This is a genomic window from Streptomyces lycii, from assembly GCF_009735685.1.
In the GTDB taxonomy this organism is placed as follows: Bacteria; Actinomycetota; Actinomycetes; order Streptomycetales; family Streptomycetaceae; genus Streptomyces; species Streptomyces lycii.
In genome coordinates this window covers 1-22,100 of the sequence record NZ_WHPN01000259.1, presented here as the reverse complement: position 1 = coordinate 22,100, position 22,100 = coordinate 1, and the positions used below count along the sequence as shown (strand labels likewise).

The following is a 22,100-nucleotide window of genomic DNA, read 5'->3' as shown; positions in this document are numbered from 1 at the left end:
CGTGAGCCCGCCCGCGGCACACCCGGCACCGACCGCGGGACGGTCCTGGCGGGGCGGTCCTCGCGGGACGGTCCTCGCGGGACGGTCCTCGCGGGACGGTGGCCCCGGCGTGGGGCGGTGCCACCGCAGAGCGGTGACCGTTGGCCGGGTGGCCGTTGGCCGGGTGGCCGTACAGCGGGCGGCCGTACAGCGGGCGGCCGGCAGGAGGTCCGGCCGCGCGGGGCGCGGTTCCCCGGCGGTCCGGCAGGTCTGACTTAAGGTGCGTTTGTCACGTATGTCCAAGCCGGTGCCGCGCGGACCACGGCGTCCGCACGGCCCTACGGACCAGGAGGACCCGCCGCCATGCCGCTGAGGCAACGCACCACCGAGGATCCCGCGCCGCCGTCCCCGGCCGCCCCCGAGGGCGGCCCGGCCACGCCGCCGGATCTCCCGGTCGCCCTGGTGACAGGGGCGTCCTCGGGCATCGGCACGGCCGTCGCCGAACGGCTGGCCGCGGACGGCGGGCGGGCGGTGCTGCTCAGCGGCCGGGACGAGGCACGTCTGGCCGCGGTCGCGGCGTCGACCGGCGGCACGGCGCTGCCCGCCGACCTCGCCACCGCCGAGGGCTGCCGGGATCTGGCCCGCCGGGCCGTCGGACGGGCGGGCCGGGTGGACGTGCTCGTCGCGGGCGCGGGACTCGGCTGGGCCGGCCGCTTCGACGTCATGCCGGCGGCGGACCTCGACCACCTGGTGACCGTCAACCTCACCTCGACGCTGCGCCTGGTGCACGCCCTGCTGCCGGGGATGGTGCGCCGGGGCGGCGGCCACGTGGTGCTGGTGGCCTCGGTCGCCGGGGCAGTCGGCGTCCGCGGGGAGGCCGTGTACTCGGCCACGAAGGGCGCGGTGCGGACGTTCGCCGACGCGCTGCGGCAGGAGGTCCGGGGCGACGGTGTGGCGGTGTCGGTGGTGCTGCCCGGCGCCGTCGACACGCCGTTCTTCGACCGGCGCGGCACGCCGTACCGGCGCTCGTTCCCGCGGGCCGTGCCGCCGGAACGGGTGGCGGACGCCGTCTGCCGGGCCCTCGCGCGCGGGCGGCGCGAGGTGTACGTACCGGGCTGGCTGAGCGTGCCGGCCCGGATCCGGGGGGCCGCGCCCGGGCTCTACGACCGGCTGGCCGCCAGGTTCGGATGACGCGGGAGCGCCCGGCGTGCTGACGGCCGTCCTCGCCTCGCTGGCCGCCGGGGTGTGCTTCGCGTTCGCGGGGGTGCTCCAGCAGCGTGCGGCCAGCACCCGGCCGGCCGACGAGTTCCTCACCCCGCGCCTCCTCCTCGACCTGGCCCGGCAGCCGCTGTGGCTCTCCGGCATCTCCCTGGCCGTGCTGGCGTACGGCTGGCAGGCCCTCGCGCTCGCCCGCGCGCCGCTCAGCCTGGTGCAGCCGCTGATCGTCAGCGAGCTGGTCTTCGCGATCCCGCTGTCCGCGCTGCTGCACCGGATGCCGCTGCGGCGCCGGGAGTGGCTGGGCACGCTGGCGGTGAGCGGAGGGCTGGCGGCCGCGCTGGTGGCCGCCCGGCCGCGCGGCGGCACACCGGTGGCCTCCCCCGGCGAGTGGCTGGTCACACTGACCGCCGCCGGCGGGGCGGCGTGCGCGGCGCTGCTGGCCGCCCGGCGTTTCCGCGGGACGGTCAAGGCCTCGCTGATCGCGCTGGCCGGCGGCACCGTGATGGGCACGCAGTCCGTGCTGCTGGACTCCACGGTGGACCGGTTCGGTGACGGCCCGGCCGTACTGTTCGGCGCCTGGCAGACGTATCTGCTGGTGGCCGCCAGCATCGGCGGGCTGCTGCTGATCCAGAGCGCCTTCCAGGCGGGGCCGCTGTCCGCGAGCATGCCGGTGCTCGACGCGGCGGAGCCGGCGGTGGCCATCATGATCGGGGTGGCGCTGTTCGGCGAGACGATCCGCACGGGCTGGCCCGCGGGAGCCGTGGCCGCGGCCGGGGTGCTGCTGCTGCTGGCGGGCATCGTGCTGCTCGACACCTCGCCGCTGCTGAGGGCCCTGCACCGGGGGGACGCGGCCGGAGGGCCGGGGAGCTGACAGAACCGGCACGCACGGCATTCCCGGCGCTCCCCGCACGGGGGCGCGCGTGGTCCGGTCACGCGCGGTCCGGTCACGCGCGGTCCGGTCCCGCGTGGCCCGGTCCCGCGCAGTCCGGTCCCACGCAGTCCCGGTGCGGTCAGGCCGCGCTGCGCGTCGCGCGGCGGCGTTCCGGGGTCACCGCGTACCAGTGCGGAAGGACGTCCTCCCGCAGCACCCGTTCCCAGGAGCGGTGGTGGAGACGCGCCGTGCGGGCCGCCCGGAGTGCCATCTCCGCCCGTGTGTCCGGTTCGGCCGCGAGCCTGCCCACGGCCGAGGCCCAGCCCGCCGCGTCGTCGTCCCGCACCAGCAGGCCGTCCGCGCCCGGCGCCGCCAGCCACCGGGCCGTCCGGGCACCGGCGGGCAGCACGACCGGCAGGCCACAGGCCATCGCCTCGGCGACGACGTTGCCCGCGGTCTCCGACCGGGACGGGAAGGCCAGCAGGTCGCAGCCGGCGTACACCCGCGCCAGCCGCTCCTGGGGCAGCGTCCCCAGCAGCGTGACGCCGTCGCCGAGCAGGGACGCGATCCGGCCGGTGTCCGGCCCGGTCCCCGCGACCACGAGATGCACGGGGCGGCCCGCCGCCCGGAGCAGGCGGACCGCCTCGGCGAGCACCAGCACCCGCTTCGAGGCGTCGGCCCGCCCGGCGAAGAGCACGGCGGTGACACCGGCCGGAACTCCGTACGCCCGTTCGACTTCGGCGCGGGCTGCCGGGTCGGGCCGGAACCGCCGGTGATCGATGCCGCGCCCCAGCAGCGACACCCGGCCGGGCCCCAGCAGGGCTCCGATCTCGGCCCGCTCCCCCGGCGTGGAGACCAGCACCCGGTCGCAGGCCCGCAGCAGCCGGTCCCGCCGGTGCCGCAGCAGCGCTGCGGCGGCCTGTTCCGGGGACAGCGCGGCCGGCGGCCGGACACCCCAGCGGGCGGCCAGCCGGCGTACGTACGCCTCGGTCAGCGCGGGCACGTCGGTGTGCACGGAGCCCACCAGTCCGGGCACCTCGGCGGCGGGCGCGGTGTGCCCGGCGCGCCGGGCCAGCCGTACGGCGGTCGTCGCGAACGCGAAACTGTGCGTGAGGTGCCAGACGTCGTGCCGGGGCAGCAGCGCGGCCAGCCGCGGATGGTGCGGCGCGAGGTCGGAGGTGTCGACCGGGCCGAGCCAGCGGTCCAGCGGGGCCGTGCCGGCGACCGGGCGCAGGGTCACGAAGCGGACGTTGTCCGACAGCGGTTCGACGCGCTGCCGCGGGCCGAGGACGTACACGGTCAGGTCCGGGCGGGGACCGTCCGCTTCCAGTGCGGCGGCCGCTTCGGCGAAGCGTTCCCAGCACTTGAGGTGCCCGCCCTCCAGGGCGTTCCGCTCCAGCTCCACGAGAACCGCCACGGAGGGGTCGCGGGCGCCCGGCGGTACGGAGAACGATCGGGGCATGCGCGGCGGGTACCCAGCGGACGGCCGCCCTCACCGGCCGTCGAGTTCCGCCCTCAGCCGGGCGGCGACCCGGGCGGCCTCGGCCTCGTCCGCGTAGTGCTGCCGGGGCCAGAAGAAGCCGCGCAGCCCGTCCTTCCGGTTGCGCGGCACGACATGGAAGTGCAGGTGCGGCACCGACTGGCTGACCCGGTTGTTCGCCGCGACGAACGAGCCGGCGGCGCCCGTCCCGCGTTCGACCGCCGCGGTGACACGCCGTACCCGCGAGAAGAACGCCCCCACCTCGTCCTCCGGCAGGTCGGTGAGGGTTTCGGCATGCCGTCTCGGGACCACCAGCACATGCCCCGGGAACAGGGGGCGGCGGTCCAGGAAGGCGACTGCCGTATCGTCGGCCAGGACCCGGTGGCTCGGCAGTTCGTCCGCCGCGATCGCACAGAAGACACAGTCCACCACCCCAGTGAACAGCAGTCCCGCTCCGCGGGCGGCGCTCCGGGGGCTTCGGCCGGGGCACCGGGGGCGGGATAATCTGCCAGCGACCGTCTCGATCGCCTGTACGGGTGATCGCCGATAGCGCTTCAACGGCGAGGCGTGCATGTCAGGGACGGCCGTCCGCACGCCCCGTACGTTCTGAGGAGCCATATTGATGGAGTCGGTCACCCCCGCACCGTCCCACCCCGACGCCGCGCAGCAGCGTGTGATCGAGCCGCTCTACGCGGCGGTCCTGCGGCGGAACCCCGGTGAGTCGGAGTTCCACCAGGCGGTCCGGGAGGTCCTGGAGACCCTGGGCCCGGTGCTCACCCGCCGGCCGGAGTTCGTCGACGCGAAGCTCATCGAACGGATCTGCGAGCCCGAGCGGCAGCTCATCTTCCGGGTGCCGTGGGCGGACGACTCGGGCGAGGTCCACGTCAACCGGGGCTTCCGGGTCGAGTTCAACAGCTCCCTGGGCCCGTACAAGGGCGGACTGCGCTTCCACCCCTCGGTCAACCTCGGCATCGTGAAGTTCCTCGGCTTCGAGCAGATCTTCAAGAACGCGCTCACCGGCATGCCGATCGGCGGCGGCAAGGGCGGCAGCGACTTCGACCCGAAGGGCCGCTCGGACGCCGAGGTCATGCGGTTCTGCCAGTCGTTCATGACGGAGCTGTACCGGCATCTGGGCGAGTACACGGACGTCCCGGCCGGTGACATCGGCGTCGGCGGACGCGAGATCGGCTATCTGTTCGGGCAGTACAAGCGGATCACCAACCGCTACGAGTCCGGTGTCCTCACCGGCAAGGGCCTGGGCTGGGGCGGCGCGCACGCCCGTACGGAGGCCACCGGCTACGGCTGCGTGATGTTCACCGCGGAGATGCTCCGGGCCCGCGGCCTCGACCTCGCCGGCCAGCGCGTCGCCGTCTCCGGTTCCGGCAACGTCGCGATCTACGCCACCCAGAAGGCCCAGCAGCTCGGCGCGACCGTCGTCACCTGCTCGGACTCGGACGGTTACGTCGTCGACGAGCAGGGCATCGACCTCGGCCTGCTGAAGGAGATCAAGGAGGCCGGGCGGGGACGGGTCTCGGAGTACGCGGAGCGTCGCGGCGGCGGCGCCCGCTTCGTCAGCGGCTCCAGCGTCTGGGAGGTGCCGTGCGACGTGGCGCTGCCCTGCGCCACGCAGAACGAGCTCACCGCCGCCGACGCGGCCACGCTGGTCCGCAACGGGGTGCGCGCCGTCGCGGAGGGCGCCAACATGCCGACCACGCCGGAAGCGGTCCGGGTGCTCCAGGACGCCAAGGTGGCGTTCGCCCCGGGCAAGGCCGCCAACGCGGGCGGCGTCGCCACCAGCGCGCTGGAGATGCAGCAGAACGCCTCGCGCGACTCCTGGTCCTTCGGCCACACCGAGGACCGGCTGGCCGAGATCATGAAGCACATCCACGACTCCTGCCACACCACGGCGGAGCGCTACGGGCGCCCCGGCAACTACGTCGTGGGCGCCAACATCGCGGGCTTCGAGATCGTCGCGGAGGCCATGCTGGCCCAGGGACTCATCTAGCCGCGGGCATCTGGGCCGACCGGCCAGCGCGGCCGGGGGCCGGACCGCTACGCTCGGCTGCCGAGCACAAGAACGACCGTTCACTTCCAGGACGAAGCAGGTGCCATGACTCAGGATCAGAACGCTGCGCTGTCGGGTATCGACACCAGCGTGCCCCACTCCGCCCGGATGTACGACTACTGGCTCGGGGGCAGCAGCAACTTCGAGGCCGACCGGGAACTCGGCAAGGCGTTCGAGCAGGCGATCCCGAGCATCAAGACCATGGCACGGGAGAACCGGAGGTTCCTCGGCCGCGCGGTCCGGATGATGGCCGAGGAGGCGGGCATCCGCCAGTTCCTCGACATCGGCACCGGCGTCCCGGCGGCGGGCGACACGCACTCCGTGACGCAGATCGTCGCCCCCGACAGCCGCATCGTGTGCGTCGACAACGACCCGATCGTGCACGCCCACACCAAGGCGCTGACGGAGAACACGGCCGACGGCCGGACGCGCTACGTCCAGGCGGACATGAAGGAGCCGGAGAAGCTGCTGGCGGACCCCGAGCTCACCGGGCATCTGGACCTCGACCGGCCGGTCGGGCTCCTGCTGGTGGCGGTGCTCATGCTGCTGAGCGACCACGACCGTCCCTGGGCGAAGGTGTCCACGCTGCTGGACGCCCTGCCGCCGGGCAGTCACGTGGCCATCACCCACCCGACGGCGGATTTCGACCCGCAGGCGATGGCCGAGGTCGTCGAAGCGGCGGGCCGCGGCCAGATGACGCTGGTGCCCCGGAACAAGGCGCAGGTCGAGGAGTTCTTCGGCGGCTGGGAGCTGGTGGAGCCGGGAGTCGTGCCGGTCATGGGCTGGCGCCCGGAGGAGACGCCGACGGACCCGAAGGCGGCGTACTACTGGAGTGGTGTCGCCCGCAAGAAGGGCTGAGCCGGCGGCTGGTGACGGGCGGGGGCGGCCGGCTGCCCGGGCCACCGGCCCCGGCCCGCGGGTCCCGGCCCGCGGCTGCGTGTCCGGGTCCGCGGCTGCGTGTCCGGGTCCGCGGGTCCCGTCCGCGGGATCCCACCGGTCCCGTCCGTGCAGACCGTCCTCCGGACACAGCCCGCCGGACACAGTCCGCCGGTCCGCGGCTCCGACGCCCCCCTTGCGGACAGAAGCTGACCGCGAGGCCTCCTACGGTCGGAGGCGTCCGGCAGGGGCCGCGCTCGTCCGCGTTCCCCGGCCCGCCGTCCGCGCCGAGGAGAGCCGAGGAGAACCGCCATGAGCCACAGTCCGTCCGCGGGCCGCGACCCGGTCACGGCCGGGGCGCCCGCCCCGCCCCGGCTCCCCTGGGACGGGGTGCTCGCCCGCAGGCTGGCCCGGCACGGACTGGCCGGACCACTGCGGGACTCCGGCCCGGCCGACTGCGCGGGCGTCCTGTGCGGCGCCCACGCGCAGGTGATGTCCGCCGCCGAACTCTCCCTGGGGCTGCGGCTCGACGGGGTGACCCGGGACGCGGTCAGGACGGCGCTCTGGGAGGAGCGCAGCCTGGTGAAGACGTTCGGGCCGCGCGGCACCGTGCATCTCCTTCCCGCCGCGGAACTCCCGCTCTGGACGGGCGCGCTGACCGCGCTGCCGACGGGCCGCAACGCCCTCTCCCCCGGGGCCCGGCTGACACCGGGCCAGACCGACGCGGTCGTCGCGGCGGTGGCGGACGCGCTGCGCGACGCGGAACTGACCGCCGACGAGCTGACCGAGGCGGTCGTCGCCGCGGCCGGGCCGTGGGCCGGCGACCTCGTCATGCCGGCCTTCCAGGGCATGTGGCCGCGCTGGCGGCAGGCCCTGCACACCGCCGCGCACCGCGGGGCGCTGTGTTTCGGCCCGAACCGGGGCCGCAAGGTCACCTACACCAGCCCGCAGCGGTGGCTCCCGGGGTTCCGCCCGGCCGCGCCGGCCGACTCCCTGGCCCGGGTCGTCAGCCGCTATCTGCACGCCTACGGGCCCGCCACCCCGGGGCACTTCGCGCGCTGGACGGCGGTTCCGCCCGGCTGGGCCGCGGACCTGTTCGGCACGCTCGCCGCGTCCGGGGCGGTGGAGCCGGTCGAGTTCTGCGGGGAACGCGCCTGGGTGACGGCCGGTGACACCGCGCTGCCCGGTGACCCGCCGCGCGGTGTCCGCCTGCTGCCGTACTTCGACGCGTACACCGTGGGCAGCCATCCGCGAGCCCGGGCCTTCCCCGGCCGCGCCGCCGGACGCGCCCTGGCGAGGGGGCAGGCCGGGAACTTCCCGGTGCTGCTCGTGGACGGGCTCGCCGCCGGGGTCTGGCACCAGCGGCGCTCCGGCCGGCGGATCGACATCACCGTCGAACCGCTGGGGCCGCTGTCGGCCGCGCACCGCCGGGAGCTGGGCGAGCAGGCCGAGCGGACAGCCTCCGTCCTCGGCGGTGTCCCGCGGCTGACGACCGGTCCGGTCTCCGCGGGCCCGCACGCCTGACCCGCCCCGGCCGGCCCGGCCGACAGGCCGCCCGCGCGGGCGCGCACCGCCCGGATCCGTACGGCATCTGTGATACAGAAAGGCGTGCGGGTCCCGTGTGTGCGGGCCCGGTCGTACGGAGCACGTCGTACGGAGCGCACGGTCCCCGGGTCACCGCCCAGCCCGCCGAGGAGCTGCCCATGGACGTACCGGAACGCGAACGCACCGCCTCCGTGGCGCGGCAGGAGGCCGCGCGGCTGACCGCCGAAGGCGTCCGCGGCATCGCCCTCACCTGGGTCGACAACGCGGGCCTCACCCGGGTCAAGGCCATCCCCACCACCCAGCTCGCGCACGCGGCACGCCGGGGCATCGGCATGTCCCCCGTCTTCGACGTCTATCTGGTGGACGACTCGGCGACGAGCAGCCGGCAGACCGGCGGGCCGGCCGGCGATCTGCGGCTGTTCCCCGACCTGAAGCGGCTGACGGAGCTGTCCGCGCAGCCCGGCTGGGCCTGGGCGCCGGTCGACCGGTACACGCAGAGCGGCGCGCCCCACCCGGGCTGCCAGCGGCAGTTCGCCCGCCGCCAGGCGGAGCGGGCCGCGGCGCGCGGCATCGAGCTGCGCATGGGCTTCGAGACGGAGTGGACGGTCACCCGGGTGGGCGAACCGGCCCCGGCCCGGGACGCGGGGGACGGACGGCGGGACGCGGCGCCCGGAACGGGCCGGCCGCGCTATGCCTCGGAGGGCCCGGCGTACGGCATGACCCGGGTCGTCGAGCTGTCCGACTACCTCCACGACGTGCTCACGGCGCTGGCCGCGCAGCACATCGACGTGCTGCAGATCCATCCCGAGTACTCCCCCGGCCAGTTCGAGGTGTCGGTCGCGCCGGCGTCCCCGGTCGGAGCCGCCGATCTGGCCGTCCTCGTCCGGGAGACCGTCCGCGCCGTCTCCGTGCGCCACGGGCTGACGGCGTCGTTCGGGCCGGTCGTGGAGGCGGGCACGGTCGGCAACGGGGCGCATCTGCACCTGAGTCTGTGGGAGGGCGGGCGGAACCTCTGCCGGGGCGGGTCGGGCCCGTCCGGGATGACCGCGGAGTGTGAGGCGTTCCTCGCGGGTGTGCTGCGCGAACTCCCGGCCCTGCTGGCGGTCGGGGTGCCGTCCCCGGCCGGCTATCTGCGGCTGCGGCCCTCGCGCTGGGCCGGGGCGTTCCGGTGCTGGGGGGTGGAGAACCGGGAGGCGGCACTCCGCTTCATCCCCGGGGCGGCGGACGACGACCTGGCGGCGAACGCCGAGGTCAAGTGCTTCGACGGGGCCGCCAATCCGTATCTGGTCGTGGGGGCGGTGACCGCCGCCGGGCTCGCCGGGCTGGCAGAGGGGCTGACGCTGCCGCCGCCGGTCGCGGGCGATCCGGCCGTCACCGGGGAGGATGCGGCCCGGCTGCCCTCCTCGCTGCCGGAGGCCCTGGAGCACTTCGAACGTTCGGAGCTGCTGCGGGAGGCCATGGGCGGGCAGCTCTTCGAGGCGGTCGCCGCCGTGCGCCGGGCCGAGGCCGAGCTGTTCGACGGGCTCGCGCCCCAGGCGGTCGCGGACGCCACCAGGGACCGCTACTGAATGGCCCCGCCGATCCCCCTTCCCCCGCTGGTGGACCAGCACTGCCACGGCGTGGTCCGGTCCGCGCTGGACGACCGGGCGTTCGAGGCGCTGCTGACCGAGTCCGACCGCCCGGCCGCCCCGGGTACGACGTTCTTCGACAGCCAGCTCGGTTTCGCCGTACGCCGCTGGTGCCCGTCGCTGCTGGGGCTCGACGCGCACGTCCCGCCGGGTGAGTACCTGGAGCGGCGGCGCGAGCTGGGACCGGAGGAGGTGCTGCGCCGGCTGCTGCCGGCCGCGGGGATCGGCGTCCATCTGGTCGACACCGGGCTGCCGGGCGATCTCACGCCGCCCGCGGAGCTGGCCGCCGCGGGCGGCGGCACCGCGCGCGAGATCGTCCGCCTGGAGACGCTGGCCGAACGCCTGGCCGGCGCGGCGGCTCCGGGCACGGCGGCCGGGGAGTACGTCGACGGGCTGGACGCGGCGGTGCTCGCCGCCGCCCGGACCGCCGCGGGCTTCAAATCCGTCGTCGGCTACCGGCACGGGCTGGACTTCGACCCCCGTCCGCCCTCCCCCGGCGAGGTCCGCGCCGCGGCGGACCGGTGGCTCGGCGCCCGCCGGGGCGGCGGGACGGTCCGGCCCCGCTCCGGCGTCCGGGACGGGGACGGCCGCGCGGGCGGGCTGCGGGGCGGCGCTTCCCCGGCGGGCGGCGGGCACGGCCCCCGGCTGACCGACCCCGTGCTGCTGCGCCATCTGCTCTGGCAGGCGGTACGGACCGGGCTGCCGCTCCAGCTCCACACCGGCTTCGGCGACCCTGACCTGCGTCTGCACCGCTGCGATCCGCTGCTGCTCACCGACTTCCTGAGCGCCGTGGGGCCGGCGGGCTGCCCGGTCGTCCTGCTGCACGGCTATCCCTACCACCGCGGGGCCGGGTATCTGGCGCACGTCTTCCCGCACGTGTACGCCGACATCGGCCTCGCCCTGTCGTACACCGGGGCCCGCGCCCGCACGGTGCTCGCCGAGGCGCTGGAGCTGTGCCCGTTCGGAAAGCTGCTGTTCTCCACCGACGCCTACGGGCTCCCGGAGCTGTACGTCGTCGGCTCCCGGCTGTTCGCCGGGGCACTGACGGAGCTGCTGGGCGGCTGGGTCGCGGACGGCTCCTGGCCTGCCGGTGACGCCGAGCGGGTCGCCGCCATGATCGCCGCGGGCAACGCGCGGCGGGTCTACGGGCTCGGGCCGGGCACCTGACGGGGCCGGGCGGACGTCCGGAGCCGGCCGCCCGTCCGCCTGGCGGCCGCTCACCGGGCGCGGCTCCGTACGGCGGGGCAGGGCGGACTCCGTAGGAGCGGCGGGCGCGGCGCCGTACGGCGGGGCGGACGTGGGTCCGTACGGCGCGAGGCCGGATGTGGGTTCGTACGGCGCGAGACGGGCGCGGGCTCGTACAGCGAGGAGGGCGCGGCTCCGTACAGCGCGAGACGGGCGCGGGCCCGTGCGGCGCGGAAGGCGTGGCTCCGTACGGCGAGGCGGACGCGGGTTTCGTATGACGAGGCGGACGCGGCCCGTATGACGAGGCAGACGCGGGTTCGTACGGCGCGGCGGACACGGCTCCGTACGGCGCGAGACGGGCGCGGGTTCGTACAGCGCGAGACGGGCGCGGGTTCGTACAGCGAGGAGGGCGTGGCTCCGTACAGCGCGAGACAGGCTCGGGCTCGTACGGCGAGGCGGGCGCGGGCTCGTACGGCGCGAGACGGGCGCGGGCTCGTGCGGCGCGGAAGGCGTGGCTCCGTGCGGCGCGGAGGGCGCGGGCCCGTGCGGCGAGGCGGACGCGGGCGTACAGCGAGGCGCATGTGGGTTCGGAGGCGGACCGGCCGGACTCCTGCGACGGGGCTGGTGGAGTGGCGGCCGGGCGGGCGCGGCCGGTGACGGAGCTGCCGCGGCGGGGCGGTCCGGGCGCGGGCTCCCACGGCGGGCGCGTGACGGTCGGCGCGGCGGGCCCCGGTCGTGGCAGGCTGGCGGCCATGGAGGACCGACCCGGACTCTGTCTGCGTTTCGCCCCCGGACTGCGCGTGCTCATGACCTCGCGCCGCCGGGCGGCCGAGGTGCGCGTCGCCGTCGACGGGACGTCGTCCCTCGGCCATGCCGTGGAATCACTCGGCGTCCCGCTGCCGGAGGTCGGGGAGCTGCGCCTGCTCGCCGGGGGCGGCCCCGGCCCGGACCCCGGCCCCGGCACCGGCCGTCTCCCCGGCACCGGCGCCCGCTCCGGCCGCGACTCCGGCTTCCAGCGGGACCCGGCCCCCGGCTCGCCCCCGGGCCCCGCGCCGGACTTCCCTCCGGGCCCTGCCCCGCATTCCCCTCCGGGCCCCGCGCCGGACTCCCCTGCGAGCCCCGCGCCGGACTCCCCTGCGAGCCCCGGTCGCGCTCCCGGCCCCGGTCCCGGTCGCGGCCCCGGTCCCGGTCGCGGGCCCGGCCCGGGTGCCGGTTCCGCTGCGGGGCCCTGCTCCCGCACCGCCGACCGCGCCGAGCCGGGCGGTGCCGCCGGGCGCCCCGTCGGTGCCTCGTACCGGCCCCGGGACGGCGACGTGGTGGAGGTCCGTGCCGTGCGACGGCCGGAGCCGTTGCCGGACGGCTGGCCGCCCCGCTTCCTGCTCGACGTCCACCTCGGCGGGCTGGCCCGCAGGATGCGGCTCGTCGGCCTCGACACGGCCTACCGCAACGACCTCGACGACCCCGTCCTCGTGGAGGTCGCGAACGCCGGGCGGCGGCTGCTGCTCACCCAGGACCGTGGGCTGCTCCGGCGCCGGGCGCTGTGGCGCGGCGCGTTCGTGCGCGGGGCGCGCCCCGACGAGCAGCTGGCCGACGTGCTCGGCCGGTTCGCGCCGCCGCTCGCCCCGTGGTCCCGCTGCCTGTCCTGCAACGGCGTCCTCGTGGACGTCCCCAAGGCCGATGTCGAGCACGCGCTGCGCCCGGGCACGCGGCGCAGTTACGACACCTTCACCCGCTGCCCCGACTGCGGCCGCGTGTACTGGCCCGGCGCCCACCGGGAGCGGCTCGACGCGGTCGTGGCCGCGGCCGAGCGTGCCACCGGAGGCTGACCGGCCCCGGCCCCCTGCCCCCGGACGGGCGGCGGCGGGCGGGACGGACGGCGGACGGCCCTCCCGCGGATCACCGGCGGAACGCGGGGATCCCGCCGCCTCGCTCCGCGCCTATGCTGCCCGTGCGGCCCGTGCCAACCGCTGCGGCGTCCCCGGCCGGACCGCGGGCGCCGTCCCACGCCGGTCCGAGGAGGTCTCCTTGCCCGTCCACGTCTGCTCCCTGATGGTGAACGAACCGCGGTCCGTCCCGGCCGACGGCGAATACCACATCCTCCGTTTCCCGTACGGCGGGAACGAGTCCTACGACGCCCACGGCATGCACCAGGCCGCGCAGCCCGACGGCAGCTCGTCCTCGTATCCGGACGCGCGCTCCGGGCTGATCTGGCCCGCCGTGGAGGGCTGGGGCTCGCTCACCGCCATGATCTTCTGGGAGCCGGGCGACTACACCGAGGTCCGCGACCGCTTCGTCCGCGACCCGCTGGGGCTGGCCGACGGCTACGACAGCACGGCGACCGAGGACAACGCCCGCACCCCCGGCGGCCAGTACCGGCACAAGCACCACGAGATCTTCGTGTATCCGGGCACCCCGCTGGCGCTGCTGGTGCGGCACAACGGCAGCTCGGCCGCGACGGTGAGCCACGCTCAGTTCAAGCTGGCCATACACACCTGAGCGGTCCGGGCCCCGGGAGTTCCCCGGCGGACCGGGCCGGTGTCCCGTTCCGCCGGCGGATGGGGTATTCCTTGGCGGCAGGGCTGTTCACACCAGTCACACCAGCCCCGCCGGACCGCGCAGGCCAGTTCCCCGGAACGCCCGCGGACCGGCGCGAGACCAGCGACGACAGATCAGGGACCTCCATGCTCACCACCGGTGCCGCCGTGAACTGGGCCGGCAACATCCGTTACGGCGCGGCGCGCGTGCACCGCCCCGGGTCCGTCGGCGAACTGCGCCGGATCGTGGCCTCCGCCGACCGCGTCCGGGCCCTGGGCACCGGCCACTCCTTCAATCCGATAGCCGACACCTCCGGTGACCTGGTCCGGCTCGACGGCCTGCCGCGCGAGGTGGACATCGACCCGCGCGCCATGACGGCGACGGTCGGCGCCGGCATGCGGTACGCCGAGGTCGCCGAGCGGCTCCAGGTCGCCGGCTACGCGCTGGCGAACCTCGCGTCGCTGCCGCACATCTCGGTCGCCGGCGCGTGCGCCACCGGCACACACGGCTCCGGCGAGACGCAGCGGGGGCTCGCGGCGGCCGTGGCGGGGCTGGAGACGGTCGGCCCGGAGGGCGATCTGACCGTGCTGACCCGGGCGGACGACCCGGAGCGGCTGAACGGCTCCGTGGTGGGTCTCGGGGCGCTCGGCATCGTCACCTCGGTGACGCTGGACATCGAGCCGGCGTACGAGATCGCGCAGCGGGTCTACACCGGCTTCCCGCTGGACCGGCTCGGCGCGGACTTCGACGCGGTGGCCTCGGCCGCGTACAGCGTGAGCGTGTTCACCGACTGGCGGGGCGAGGCCATGGTGTGGCTCAAGCGCCGCACCGGCGGCCCGGAGGACGGCGGGAGCGGCGGCGCCGCGCCGGAGGAGTGGCTCGGCGCCCGGCTCGCCGCGGGCCCGCAGCACCCGGTGCCCGGCATGCCGCCGGCCTACTGCACGGACCAGTCGGGCACCCCCGGGCCGTGGCACGAGCGGCTGCCGCACTTCCGGCCCGCCTTCACCCCGAGCAAGGGCGCCGAGCTCCAGTCCGAGCTGCTGCTCCCGCGCGGCGCCGCGGCCGAGGCGTTCGCGGCGCTGCGCGAACTCGGTGAGCTGATGGCCCCGGTGCTCCAGGTCTCCGAGATCCGCACGGTCGCGGGCGACGACCAGTGGCTGAGCCCGGCCCAGGGCCGCGACTCGGTGGCCCTGCACTTCACCTGGTCCCAGGACACGCCCGCGGTGCTGTCCGCCGTCGCGGCGATGGAGGAGCGGCTGATGCCGCTGGGGGCCCGGCCGCACTGGGGCAAGCTCACCACGACGGCACCGGAGGAGATCACCGCCCGGTACGAACACGCCGCCGCCTTCCGCGCGCTGCTGGCGGAGAGCGACCCGGCGGGCAAGTTCCGCAACCCGTACGTGGACGCCCTCTTCCCCCCGCTCTGAACCCCGCCGGACGGGCGCCCGGCGCGGCGGGCGGGATGCCGGGCTCCCGGCGGGGCGGACACCGCACGCCACGCCCGTTCGTGAGGACGCCCGCCCCGGCCGGGGCCTTTCGCGGGCACCCGGCAGGTAGGCTCCCGTGCCCGCCCTGCCCGCCGTGCCCGCCGTGCCCGCCGTGCCCGCCGGCCTCCGGTTCCGGGTGCTTGCCGGAGTGCCGCTTCGGCGGGCGGGCCGGGCGCCGGCGGGGGCCCGTACGGGAAGGCGGCAGCGCACAGCCGTGCGCGGGCGGCACCGCCGAGGCGTTCAGCCGGCCCCGTGCCAGTGGCCCACGAGGTCGGCGTAGGCCGGTGAGCGGCGGAGCAGGTCCTCGTGACGGGCGGCCTCGAGGCGGCCGTCCTGGAGGATGACGACGCGCCGGGCGCGCAGCGCGGAGCTGATGCGGTGGGCGATGACGACGAGCGTGCCGTCCCGCCGCGCGAAGGCGTTCTCGATGCGCGCCTCGGTCTCCGGGTCGACGTGGCAGGTGGCCTCGTCGAGGATGACGATCCGCGCGGGCGAGAGGTACACGCGCGCGAGGGTGATCAGTTGGCGCTGGCCCTGGGAGAGCGCGCCGGGGCCGGCGACGTGGGCGTCGTAGCCGCCGAGGCCGCGTACGAACGCTCCGATGCCGAGGGCGTCCACGGCCCGGTCGAGGCGGGCGGTGTCGGCGTCCGGCGCGAGGTAGGCGAGGTTCTCACGGAGCGTGCCGGCGAAGACGTACGCCTCCTGCGGCACCAGCGCGACGGTGCGGCGCAGCCACGCCCGGTCCAGCGTGCGGAGGTCCACGCCGCCGAGGCGGACCTCGCCGGCCTCGGGGAGCGTCAGGCCGGCGAGTACGTCGGCGAGGGTGGACTTGCCGACGCCGCTGGGCCCGACGAGCGTCACGTGGTCGCCGTCGGGGATGGCGAGGTCGGCTGCGCTGAGGACGGGCTGCGAGTGGGGCCCGTAGCGGAAGGTGACGCCCGCGAGCAGGACGTCGTGGCCGGGTGCCGTGGCCCCGGCCGCCGCTGCCGTGGCGGGGGCGGGTGTGCCGCCGTGGGCGGCGAGACGGCTCACGAGGGTGCCGAGTTCCAGGCCGAGGTTGCCGATCGACTGCACCAGCGCGCGCAGCGCCGGTTCGAGGCCGGAGACGAGATACGTGGCGGCGCCGAGGAGTTCGCCGGTGGAGAAGGTGCCGCCCGCCAGCAGGGCGGGCGCGGAGAGCAGCAGGGCTAGCAGCGGGACACGTGCGGCGAGCGCGATGACGCCGACCCGCATGCCGCTGACCGTGGCGACGGCCGCTCCGGAGGCGGCGTGGTCGCTCAGCACGCCGTCGAGGTCGTCCTCGGCGCGGCGGGTGGCGGCGCAGGCGACGATGTCGCGCATGCCGTCCAGCGTGCGGCCGGTCTCCTCCGCGACGAGTTCCTCCATCGTCAGGGACGCCTCGTACCGCGTCCGCCAGCGGCGGGAGAGCGGGACGAGGAGGGCTGCGGTCGACGCGACGACAGGCAGCGTGATCAGCGCGAGCACCGGAGCGAGGCCGAGGAGGCCGGCGACGGCGGCACCGGCCGCGAAGGCCGTCGTGCTGAGCGACAGCAACAGGGCGGACAGGAGCTGCCGCACCCGTTCGCTCTGGCTGGTGATGCGGGAGACGGCCCCGGTGTCGGGGGTCCGGCCGGAGGCGACGGCGGCGTGCAGCGAGCCGTGCACGGTGCCGCGGAGGAGTTGGTCGCGGACGGATTCGACGAGTCCGGCCATGGGGACGAACGCCTGCCGGGTGGCGAGCGCGCCGAGGAGCAGGGTGGCGCCGTAACCGCCCAGCACGGCGAGGCCGAACAGGCCGTCACCCGCGAGGAACCCGCGGTCGAGGGCGACGGCGACGAGTTGCCCGGAGAGGAGGACGGGGACGGCGCCGAGAGCCGACCAGGCGGCGAGGCGCGCCAGCGCGCCCCGGTGGCGGGGCTCGGCCAGGAGGAGACGCGCGAGGTGGCGGCCGGTCTTCGGGCGGTTCGCCGGGCGCCTCCTCGGTCCCTTCCTCCGGCCTCGCGGCGCGAGCGCTGTCGTCATCGTGTCCTCCCGGTCCCGGCGGCGGCCGGTGCCCCGTGCGCCGCCCCGGGACTCGGGGCTGCCGGGGCGCGGAACGCCGCGCGGTACGCGGGGTCGTCCAGCAGCCGCTCGTGCGGCGCGAGCGCGCGCAGCGTCCCGGCGTCGATCCAGGCCACGAGGTCGGCACGGGCGGCGGTGGCCGCGCGGTGAGCCACGATGAGCCGGGTGACACCGGCCATGGCCCGGTCGAGCGCCGCGTTGATCTCCGCCTCGGTGGCGGTGTCGGTGCTGGACGTCGCGTCGTCGAGCACGACCAGGCGCGCGTCCCGCCACGCGGCACGGGCCAGGCCGAGGCGTTGCAGCTCACCGCCGGAGAGCCGCAGCCGGTTCAGCCGGGTGCGCAGCCCGCGCGGCATGCGGGCCACGATGCCGGCCGCGGCGCTGTCGCGGAGCGCGGCGTCGATCCGCTGCAGCCCGTCCGGCGGCTCGTCGGCGTACGCCAGGGCGTCGCGGACGGTGCGGCCGAGGAACCGGGGGTGTTCGAACGCGTACGCCACGGCTCGGCGCAGTTCGTCCCGGCGCAGCGCGCCGAGGGGGACGCCGTCGAGCAGGACGGTGCCGGCGTCGGGCGGCACGAGCCCGCCCGCGACCTCGGTCAGGGTGGTCTTGCCCGCCCCGGACGCGCCCACGATCGCCACCGTGGCGCCGCCCGGCACGTCCATGTCGATGCCGGTGAGTACCGGGCGGCCTGCCCTGCTGACGTGGACACCGCGGAGGCTGAGCGAGCCCGGCCCGGCGGGGAGCGTCCGGTCGCCGGCCGGCGGGGGCGGGGCGGCGAGCACGTCCCGGACGCGTTCGGTGGAGGCCCGGGCGCGGGCGAGGCGGGCGAGGGCGGCGGTCTGCGAGAGCAGTCCCATGGCGCGGCCGAGATAGGACTGCACGGCGAGGAGTTCGCCCGGGGTGACCCGGCCGGTCATGACACCGTGCCCGGCGACGGCCAGGACCACGACCTGGATCACGGGCATGACCAGCCCGGTCTGCCAGCCGGCCCGGCGCTGGGCGGCCCAGAACTCGTGCCCGGACGCGCGCAGCCGGGGCAACGGGGCGAGCACCCGCTCGACCTCGCGCCCCGTGGTGCCGCTGGCCCGGATCGTGCGGACGCCCCGGAGCGCGTCGACGAAGCGGGTGCTGAGCAGTTCCAGGAGCCGCTGGTAGTCGGTGGTGGCGCGGCGGACGCGGGTCAGCAGCCACCGCAGCAGCCACCACATCACGGGGGCTCCCACCAGGAACAGCAGGCCGAGCCGGGGATCGATGACGAAGAGCGCGACCAGGCCGCCGAGCGAGGTCGCCAGGGAGGCGCAGAGGCCGACGAGGACGGGGGCCGTGGTGGCGGCGCCGGAGGTCGCTTCCAGGGTGCGGCTGAGGAGATCGCCGGTTTCCCAGCGGCGCTGCCCGGTCAGGCCCAGGGCGAAGAGGTGGCGGAGCATACGGCGCCGCAGCACGAGGGCGGCGCGGAGCCGCGACCTGGTTTCGAGGATCTCGCGGCCGATCTCGCAGGCCGTGGCGAGGACCAGCACGATGACGACGGGCGTCAGCGCGGCGGCGTCGAGGCGGTCGGCGAGGGCGGCGTCGACCGCTCCGGCGAGCACGGCGGGGAGGGCGAGGCGGGCGACCGGGTCGGCCAGGCCGACGAGCGCGAGAGCCGCGCCGTGGCCGCCGGAGGCGCGGAGGGCGCCGGGGGCACGGGTCATGCCGTCTCCTTCTTCCGTCGGCTGGCCGATTCCGTCCTCCGGCCGATTCCGTCCTCCGGGCGGTTTCCGTCGTCCGGCGGAACGGACGGCCGGCGGAACGGACGGCCGGCGGAACGGACGGCCGGCGGGCGCGACGGCCGGCGGAACGGGACCGCGGAACGGGGGGGGTGGNGGGCCGCGCGCCTGCCACCCGGGTGCCGGATGGACACCGTCACCGGGCGGTCAGCGCCCGGTGCGCGTCATCAGACCCAGTAGTCCCACGGGACGACGACCTCTTCCCAGATGGGCTCGCCGCCGCGGCCGGTCTCCTGGTCGAAGTCGCCGAGCTCGGTCAGCGTGGGCACCTCGTACTGATCCATGGTGAATCTCCTTTTTCTGATCACTGTTCTCTTTCCCTGACCGGCCGAGGCCGGCCAAGCCTGTTGTCACGCGCCGCCGGCGGGCGGTACGCGGCAAAGTTTTTTGTAGGTCGTCTCGTCGAGGAACTCGTCGACCATGTGCCCCTCGGCCTCTATCCAGGCGTGGCCCGCGAACGGCGGGGCGGCGACGACGCCGGCACACCATTCCGGCCAGACGCCGCGCACCCGGCACAGCAGGACCGCCGCCAGCGAGCGCGGCAGGCAGGCGTTCTTGCCGCAGCAGCGGACGCTCACGGTCAGGACGGTGTCGCGGGCGCGCTTCGCCTGGGCGTACGTGGCCGGCCGGCTGCCGGCCCGGACCCGGGTGAGGATCGCGCAGATCCGTTCCGGCGAGCGCTTGGCCAGCACCCGGGCGACGCCGACGGCCGTCCTGGCCAGCAGGTGGTCGAGGGGGCCGACGCGGACGGGGCTGTCGGGGACGACTCCGACGGTCATGACGTCACCAGCCCCGCGGTCCGCAGCTGTTCCAGCAGCGCGCCGAGATGGTCCCGCGCGGTCGCGGGCTCCACTCCGTAGCGCTCCGCCAGGGTTTCCACCGCGCCGTCGATGCCGCTGCCGTCCTCGAACGCGCCGAGCAGCACGGTGCCCGCGGGATTCAGCTGCCAGTACTTCCCGTGGCGCTGGTCGAGGAGGACTGCGCCGTACTCGGTTTCGACGGTGGTGACGCCGTCACGCAGCCGCGGATTCATCGGACTTCCTCTCCTTCGTGTCCTGGTCGCCCTCCGCTCCGGCGGACGTCCCGCCGGGAAGCCCGCCTCGCGGTCCGCCGGATTCCGTGCCGGGCGCGAACATGGCGCAGTTGAGCGTCGTGTCGATATCGCGCACGTTCATCCACCGGTCCTTCGGGAACGCCTGCTCCCGGAGCGTGTCCATGTCGATGACTCCGAGTTCGCTGAGGGCCGAGCCCCGGCACAGCTCGACCAGCTCCGCCCCGTGCTCGGCCAGGCCGCGCACCGACTGCGCGGCTCCCCCGGTCTTGCGGGTGCGGCGCAGGAAGTCGCCGGGGAGCAGGCCCCGCATCGCCTCGCGCATCAGCGGCTTGAACTCCAGCGGCGAGGTGCGTTCCTCCCTGCGGACCGCCAGGCACGCCTCGATGACACGGTCGTCGGAGAGCGGGGCGTCGTAGCTCATGCCGAGGGTCGCGCCGAGTTGCAGCGTGCCGCGGGCGATGCGGGTGCCTTCCCGGATGGCGGCGAGTTCGGCATGGGAGGCGATGTCGGGACCGAGGGGCGTGAGGTCGCGGGCGAGGGCCCGCAGGCGTTGCCCGGCCGCCTGCCGGGCGTCCCGCGTCACCCAGGCGGGCCACTGGATCACGTGGTCCCAGTCCATGCTCACCTTCGGCCGGGCCTGGCCGCGGGGGCCGGTGCCGCGCACGGGGGCGCCGACGACCGTGTCCGTGAACCACCGGCGGTGGGTCCGCCGGTCCCGCAGCCCGCCGAACGCCTCCCGCGCGGTCAGCCCTTCCAGGAGCTGGTGCTGCCGGATCCGCCGGAGCGCGAGCAGCGGCCGGGTGCCGAAGAGGGTGTGCTCCCACTTCAGCCAGCCGGTCAGCGCCTCGTCACCGCCCTGGCCGTTGAAGTGGATCCGGGTGTCGTGCGCGGCGGCGGCACGCATCATGTGCAGCAGCCGGGGCGCGGCGCGGTAGGCGTCGGACGGGTCGTCGAGCGGCAGGGACTCGCCGGCCAGGCCGCCGTAGAAGCGCGGCATCGACTCCGTGGTCACGGTCACGTGCTCGACGACCCGCGGCATGACGGGCAGCGCGCGCCGCGCCCAGATCAGGTCCTCGCCGCCGCCGGGGTCGCGGTTGTAGGCGGTCGTGGCCACCACGTCCGCCGGTCCCTGGGCCGCGAAGTAGGTGATGGGGGTCGAGTCGAAGCCGCCGGAGAGGTCGCAGTGGACCCGGCCGCCGTGCCGCGTGCGGGCCGCGACGGCTCCCGCGAGCGCGTCGCGCAGCCGCTCGGCGCCCGCCTCGCGGGACAGCAGCGGCTCCGGCCGCCGCCACCAGCACGCCGTCCGGGCGAGCTGCCCGCGCCGGTCGACCGCGACGTACGCGTCGGCGGGCACGGGTTCGACGCCGCGCCACAGCGGCTCCTCGGCGAGGGGGTGCGGCAGCTTGCGGAAGAGGCGCAGTGTCAGCGACGTCTCGTCCAGGGGGAAGCCGCCGAGTTCGGCCAGCACGTCGGCCCGGTCGGAGACGACGGTGACGCCGTCGATCCGGGCGTGGAAGACGCGCCGCACCCCCGCGGCGGTGCCCTGTGCCCTGGTGGTGCCGTCCACCGACGCCACGAGGCTGAAGCAGCCGTCGAGCGTGTGGGACAGCTCGTCGAGCGCCGCCACGTTCCCGGCGCGCCCGGCCTCCCGGCGCAGTGTTCCGCCGGTCGCCGAGGACCACCCGAGGACGGCGACGCGGTCCGCGCCCGCCTCCCCCACGGTGATCTGCTCCTGCGGCAGGTGCGCGATCAGCCAGGGGCGGCCCGAGGCGTGGCGGACCACGCGTGTGGCGCCGGTGGCGACGCGCGCCGCGACGGCCCGCGCCTCGTCCCGGTCGGGAAGGGCGACGAAGTACCACCTGGCCTTGACTCCGGTATTCACTGCACCAACTCCTTTCGCTGCAAGAGACTTCCGCACGGGCGTTGCACTGCCGTGGCGTCGCCGTCCCGGTCCGGTTGCACACCGATCTCAGCGGCGTACCGCCTGGTCAGAGCAGGTATCCGGAAGCAGAACGGGCCTGCGTGCTCGATCAGGTGGAGGGAGGCCAGCTCGTCGAGAGCGCGGAACGCCTCCCTCCACGGCACGCCCGCGCGCAGCGCCGCCTCGTCCACGGGCATCTCCACGGGGCCGCTCCCTGCCGCCGGGGTGGCCAGCAGCGCGGCCATGCGGCGGGCGGCGGGCGCCGCGTGCCGCCACGTGTGCAGCCATGCCTCGCGCAGCCCGGTGCTCGCCGTCTCGCCGCCGAAGTCGAGCAGGTCCTGGCCGACGCGGTCGTCGGTCAGCGCCGCCGCCAGCTCGGAGAGCGAGGTGTCCGGGTACCGCTGGGCGAACTCGACGACCAGCCGGAGC

General features: G+C 76.0%; 19 protein-coding genes. 10 read left to right on the top strand and 9 right to left on the bottom strand.

What is annotated here, in order from left to right; all coding sequences use genetic code 11:
• Positions 1-342: 342 nt before the first annotated feature.
• Positions 343-1,170 carry an SDR family NAD(P)-dependent oxidoreductase gene (locus GCU69_RS11820; RefSeq protein WP_156205971.1) on the top strand — a complete coding sequence of 276 codons (828 nt, stop codon included), beginning with the start codon at positions 343-345 and terminating at the stop codon, positions 1,168-1,170.
• A gap of 16 nt (positions 1,171-1,186) precedes the next feature.
• A complete protein-coding gene (locus GCU69_RS11815; RefSeq protein ID WP_156205969.1) occupies positions 1,187-2,068 on the top strand; it encodes a DMT family transporter in 882 nt (293 codons plus the stop codon).
• Between the two features lie 139 nt (positions 2,069-2,207).
• Here GCU69_RS11815 and GCU69_RS11810 read toward each other — a convergent pair whose 3' ends face one another.
• Positions 2,208-3,530: a glycosyltransferase gene (locus GCU69_RS11810; RefSeq protein ID WP_156205967.1), complete on the bottom strand. Its 1,323-nt coding sequence runs from the start codon at positions 3,528-3,530 to the stop codon at positions 2,208-2,210.
• Between the two features lie 30 nt (positions 3,531-3,560).
• Entirely contained in the window at positions 3,561-3,977 is a 417-nt protein-coding gene (locus GCU69_RS11805; protein WP_408055796.1) for an HIT family protein, read from the bottom strand.
• A gap of 193 nt (positions 3,978-4,170) precedes the next feature.
• Between GCU69_RS11805 and gdhA the strand changes: the two genes are divergently transcribed.
• The 8 genes from gdhA (at position 4,171) to GCU69_RS11760 (ending at position 14,809) form a co-directional block, all read left to right on the top strand.
• Positions 4,171-5,553: an NADP-specific glutamate dehydrogenase gene (gene gdhA, locus GCU69_RS11800; protein ID WP_098753485.1), complete on the top strand. Its 1,383-nt coding sequence runs from the start codon at positions 4,171-4,173 to the stop codon at positions 5,551-5,553.
• A gap of 105 nt (positions 5,554-5,658) precedes the next feature.
• Positions 5,659-6,471, top strand: coding sequence for an SAM-dependent methyltransferase (locus GCU69_RS11795; protein WP_098753486.1), 813 nt, complete (start codon positions 5,659-5,661; stop codon positions 6,469-6,471).
• A 330-nt stretch (positions 6,472-6,801) separates the two neighbouring features.
• The gene (locus GCU69_RS11790; protein WP_156205966.1) at positions 6,802-8,013 is read left to right on the top strand and encodes a winged helix DNA-binding domain-containing protein; all 1,212 of its coding nucleotides are present in this window, start codon (positions 6,802-6,804) and stop codon (positions 8,011-8,013) included.
• Positions 8,014-8,192: 179 nt separating this feature from the next.
• The gene (locus GCU69_RS11785) at positions 8,193-9,602 is read left to right on the top strand and encodes a type I glutamate--ammonia ligase (protein WP_156205964.1); all 1,410 of its coding nucleotides are present in this window, start codon (positions 8,193-8,195) and stop codon (positions 9,600-9,602) included.
• Complete coding sequence (locus GCU69_RS11780) at positions 9,603-10,829, top strand: amidohydrolase family protein (protein ID WP_156205962.1); 1,227 nt, start codon at positions 9,603-9,605, stop codon at positions 10,827-10,829.
• A gap of 770 nt (positions 10,830-11,599) precedes the next feature.
• The gene (locus GCU69_RS34720) at positions 11,600-12,673 is read left to right on the top strand and encodes a Mut7-C RNAse domain-containing protein (RefSeq protein ID WP_408055795.1); all 1,074 of its coding nucleotides are present in this window, start codon (positions 11,600-11,602) and stop codon (positions 12,671-12,673) included.
• A gap of 199 nt (positions 12,674-12,872) precedes the next feature.
• Positions 12,873-13,343 (top strand): hypothetical protein, encoded by a 471-nt coding sequence (locus GCU69_RS11765; RefSeq protein WP_098750356.1) that lies wholly within the window; start codon positions 12,873-12,875, stop codon positions 13,341-13,343.
• A 185-nt stretch (positions 13,344-13,528) separates the two neighbouring features.
• Entirely contained in the window at positions 13,529-14,809 is a 1,281-nt protein-coding gene (locus tag GCU69_RS11760) for an FAD-binding protein (protein ID WP_156205960.1), read from the top strand.
• A 300-nt stretch (positions 14,810-15,109) separates the two neighbouring features.
• On the opposite strand, the gene GCU69_RS11755 is transcribed toward GCU69_RS11760, so the two are convergent.
• The 7 genes from GCU69_RS11755 to GCU69_RS32625 all read right to left on the bottom strand — a co-directional run.
• On the bottom strand, positions 15,110-16,891 hold the full coding sequence (locus tag GCU69_RS11755; protein ID WP_156205958.1) for an ABC transporter ATP-binding protein: 1,782 nt from the start codon (positions 16,889-16,891) through the stop codon (positions 15,110-15,112).
• Positions 16,888-18,621 (bottom strand): ABC transporter ATP-binding protein, encoded by a 1,734-nt coding sequence (locus GCU69_RS11750; protein ID WP_156205956.1) that lies wholly within the window; start codon positions 18,619-18,621, stop codon positions 16,888-16,890. The genes GCU69_RS11755 and GCU69_RS11750 overlap by 4 nt, the downstream gene beginning before the upstream one ends.
• Before the next feature lie 242 nt (positions 18,622-18,863).
• Positions 18,864-18,980 (bottom strand): lasso RiPP family leader peptide-containing protein, encoded by a 117-nt coding sequence (locus GCU69_RS11745; RefSeq protein ID WP_143671088.1) that lies wholly within the window; start codon positions 18,978-18,980, stop codon positions 18,864-18,866.
• Positions 18,981-19,046: 66 nt separating this feature from the next.
• Complete coding sequence (locus GCU69_RS11740; RefSeq protein WP_098750352.1) at positions 19,047-19,475, bottom strand: lasso peptide biosynthesis B2 protein; 429 nt, start codon at positions 19,473-19,475, stop codon at positions 19,047-19,049.
• Positions 19,472-19,729: a lasso peptide biosynthesis PqqD family chaperone gene (locus GCU69_RS11735; protein WP_098750351.1), complete on the bottom strand. Its 258-nt coding sequence runs from the start codon at positions 19,727-19,729 to the stop codon at positions 19,472-19,474. Before GCU69_RS11735 ends, GCU69_RS11740 begins: the two co-directional genes overlap by 4 nt.
• Positions 19,710-21,632: an asparagine synthase-related protein gene (locus GCU69_RS11730; RefSeq protein WP_156205954.1), complete on the bottom strand. Its 1,923-nt coding sequence runs from the start codon at positions 21,630-21,632 to the stop codon at positions 19,710-19,712. The genes GCU69_RS11735 and GCU69_RS11730 overlap by 20 nt, the downstream gene beginning before the upstream one ends.
• A partial coding sequence (locus GCU69_RS32625) for a hypothetical protein (RefSeq protein WP_408055794.1) occupies positions 21,629-22,100 on the bottom strand: 472 nt, incomplete at its 5' end. The genes GCU69_RS32625 and GCU69_RS11730, both read right to left, overlap by 4 nt.

Bases quoted from the DNA above. Each gene is read 5' to 3' on its own strand.
- GCU69_RS11820 (WP_156205971.1), top strand. From the start codon at position 343: ATGCCGCTGAGGCAACGCACCACCGAGGATCCCGCGCCGCCGTCCCCG.
- GCU69_RS11810 (WP_156205967.1), bottom strand. From the start codon at position 3,530: ATGCCCCGATCGTTCTCCGTACCGCCGGGCGCCCGCGACCCCTCCGTG.
- gdhA (WP_098753485.1), top strand. From the start codon at position 4,171: ATGGAGTCGGTCACCCCCGCACCGTCCCACCCCGACGCCGCGCAGCAG.
- GCU69_RS11795 (WP_098753486.1), top strand. From the start codon at position 5,659: ATGACTCAGGATCAGAACGCTGCGCTGTCGGGTATCGACACCAGCGTG.
- GCU69_RS11790 (WP_156205966.1), top strand. From the start codon at position 6,802: ATGAGCCACAGTCCGTCCGCGGGCCGCGACCCGGTCACGGCCGGGGCG.
- GCU69_RS11785 (WP_156205964.1), top strand. From the start codon at position 8,193: ATGGACGTACCGGAACGCGAACGCACCGCCTCCGTGGCGCGGCAGGAG.
- GCU69_RS11780 (WP_156205962.1), top strand. From the start codon at position 9,603: ATGGCCCCGCCGATCCCCCTTCCCCCGCTGGTGGACCAGCACTGCCAC.
- GCU69_RS34720 (WP_408055795.1), top strand. From the start codon at position 11,600: ATGGAGGACCGACCCGGACTCTGTCTGCGTTTCGCCCCCGGACTGCGC.
- GCU69_RS11760 (WP_156205960.1), top strand. From the start codon at position 13,529: ATGCTCACCACCGGTGCCGCCGTGAACTGGGCCGGCAACATCCGTTAC.
- GCU69_RS11755 (WP_156205958.1), bottom strand. From the start codon at position 16,891: ATGACGACAGCGCTCGCGCCGCGAGGCCGGAGGAAGGGACCGAGGAGG.
- GCU69_RS11750 (WP_156205956.1), bottom strand. From the start codon at position 18,621: ATGACCCGTGCCCCCGGCGCCCTCCGCGCCTCCGGCGGCCACGGCGCG.
- GCU69_RS11745 (WP_143671088.1), bottom strand. From the start codon at position 18,980: ATGGATCAGTACGAGGTGCCCACGCTGACCGAGCTCGGCGACTTCGAC.
- GCU69_RS11740 (WP_098750352.1), bottom strand. From the start codon at position 19,475: ATGACCGTCGGAGTCGTCCCCGACAGCCCCGTCCGCGTCGGCCCCCTC.
- GCU69_RS11735 (WP_098750351.1), bottom strand. From the start codon at position 19,729: ATGAATCCGCGGCTGCGTGACGGCGTCACCACCGTCGAAACCGAGTAC.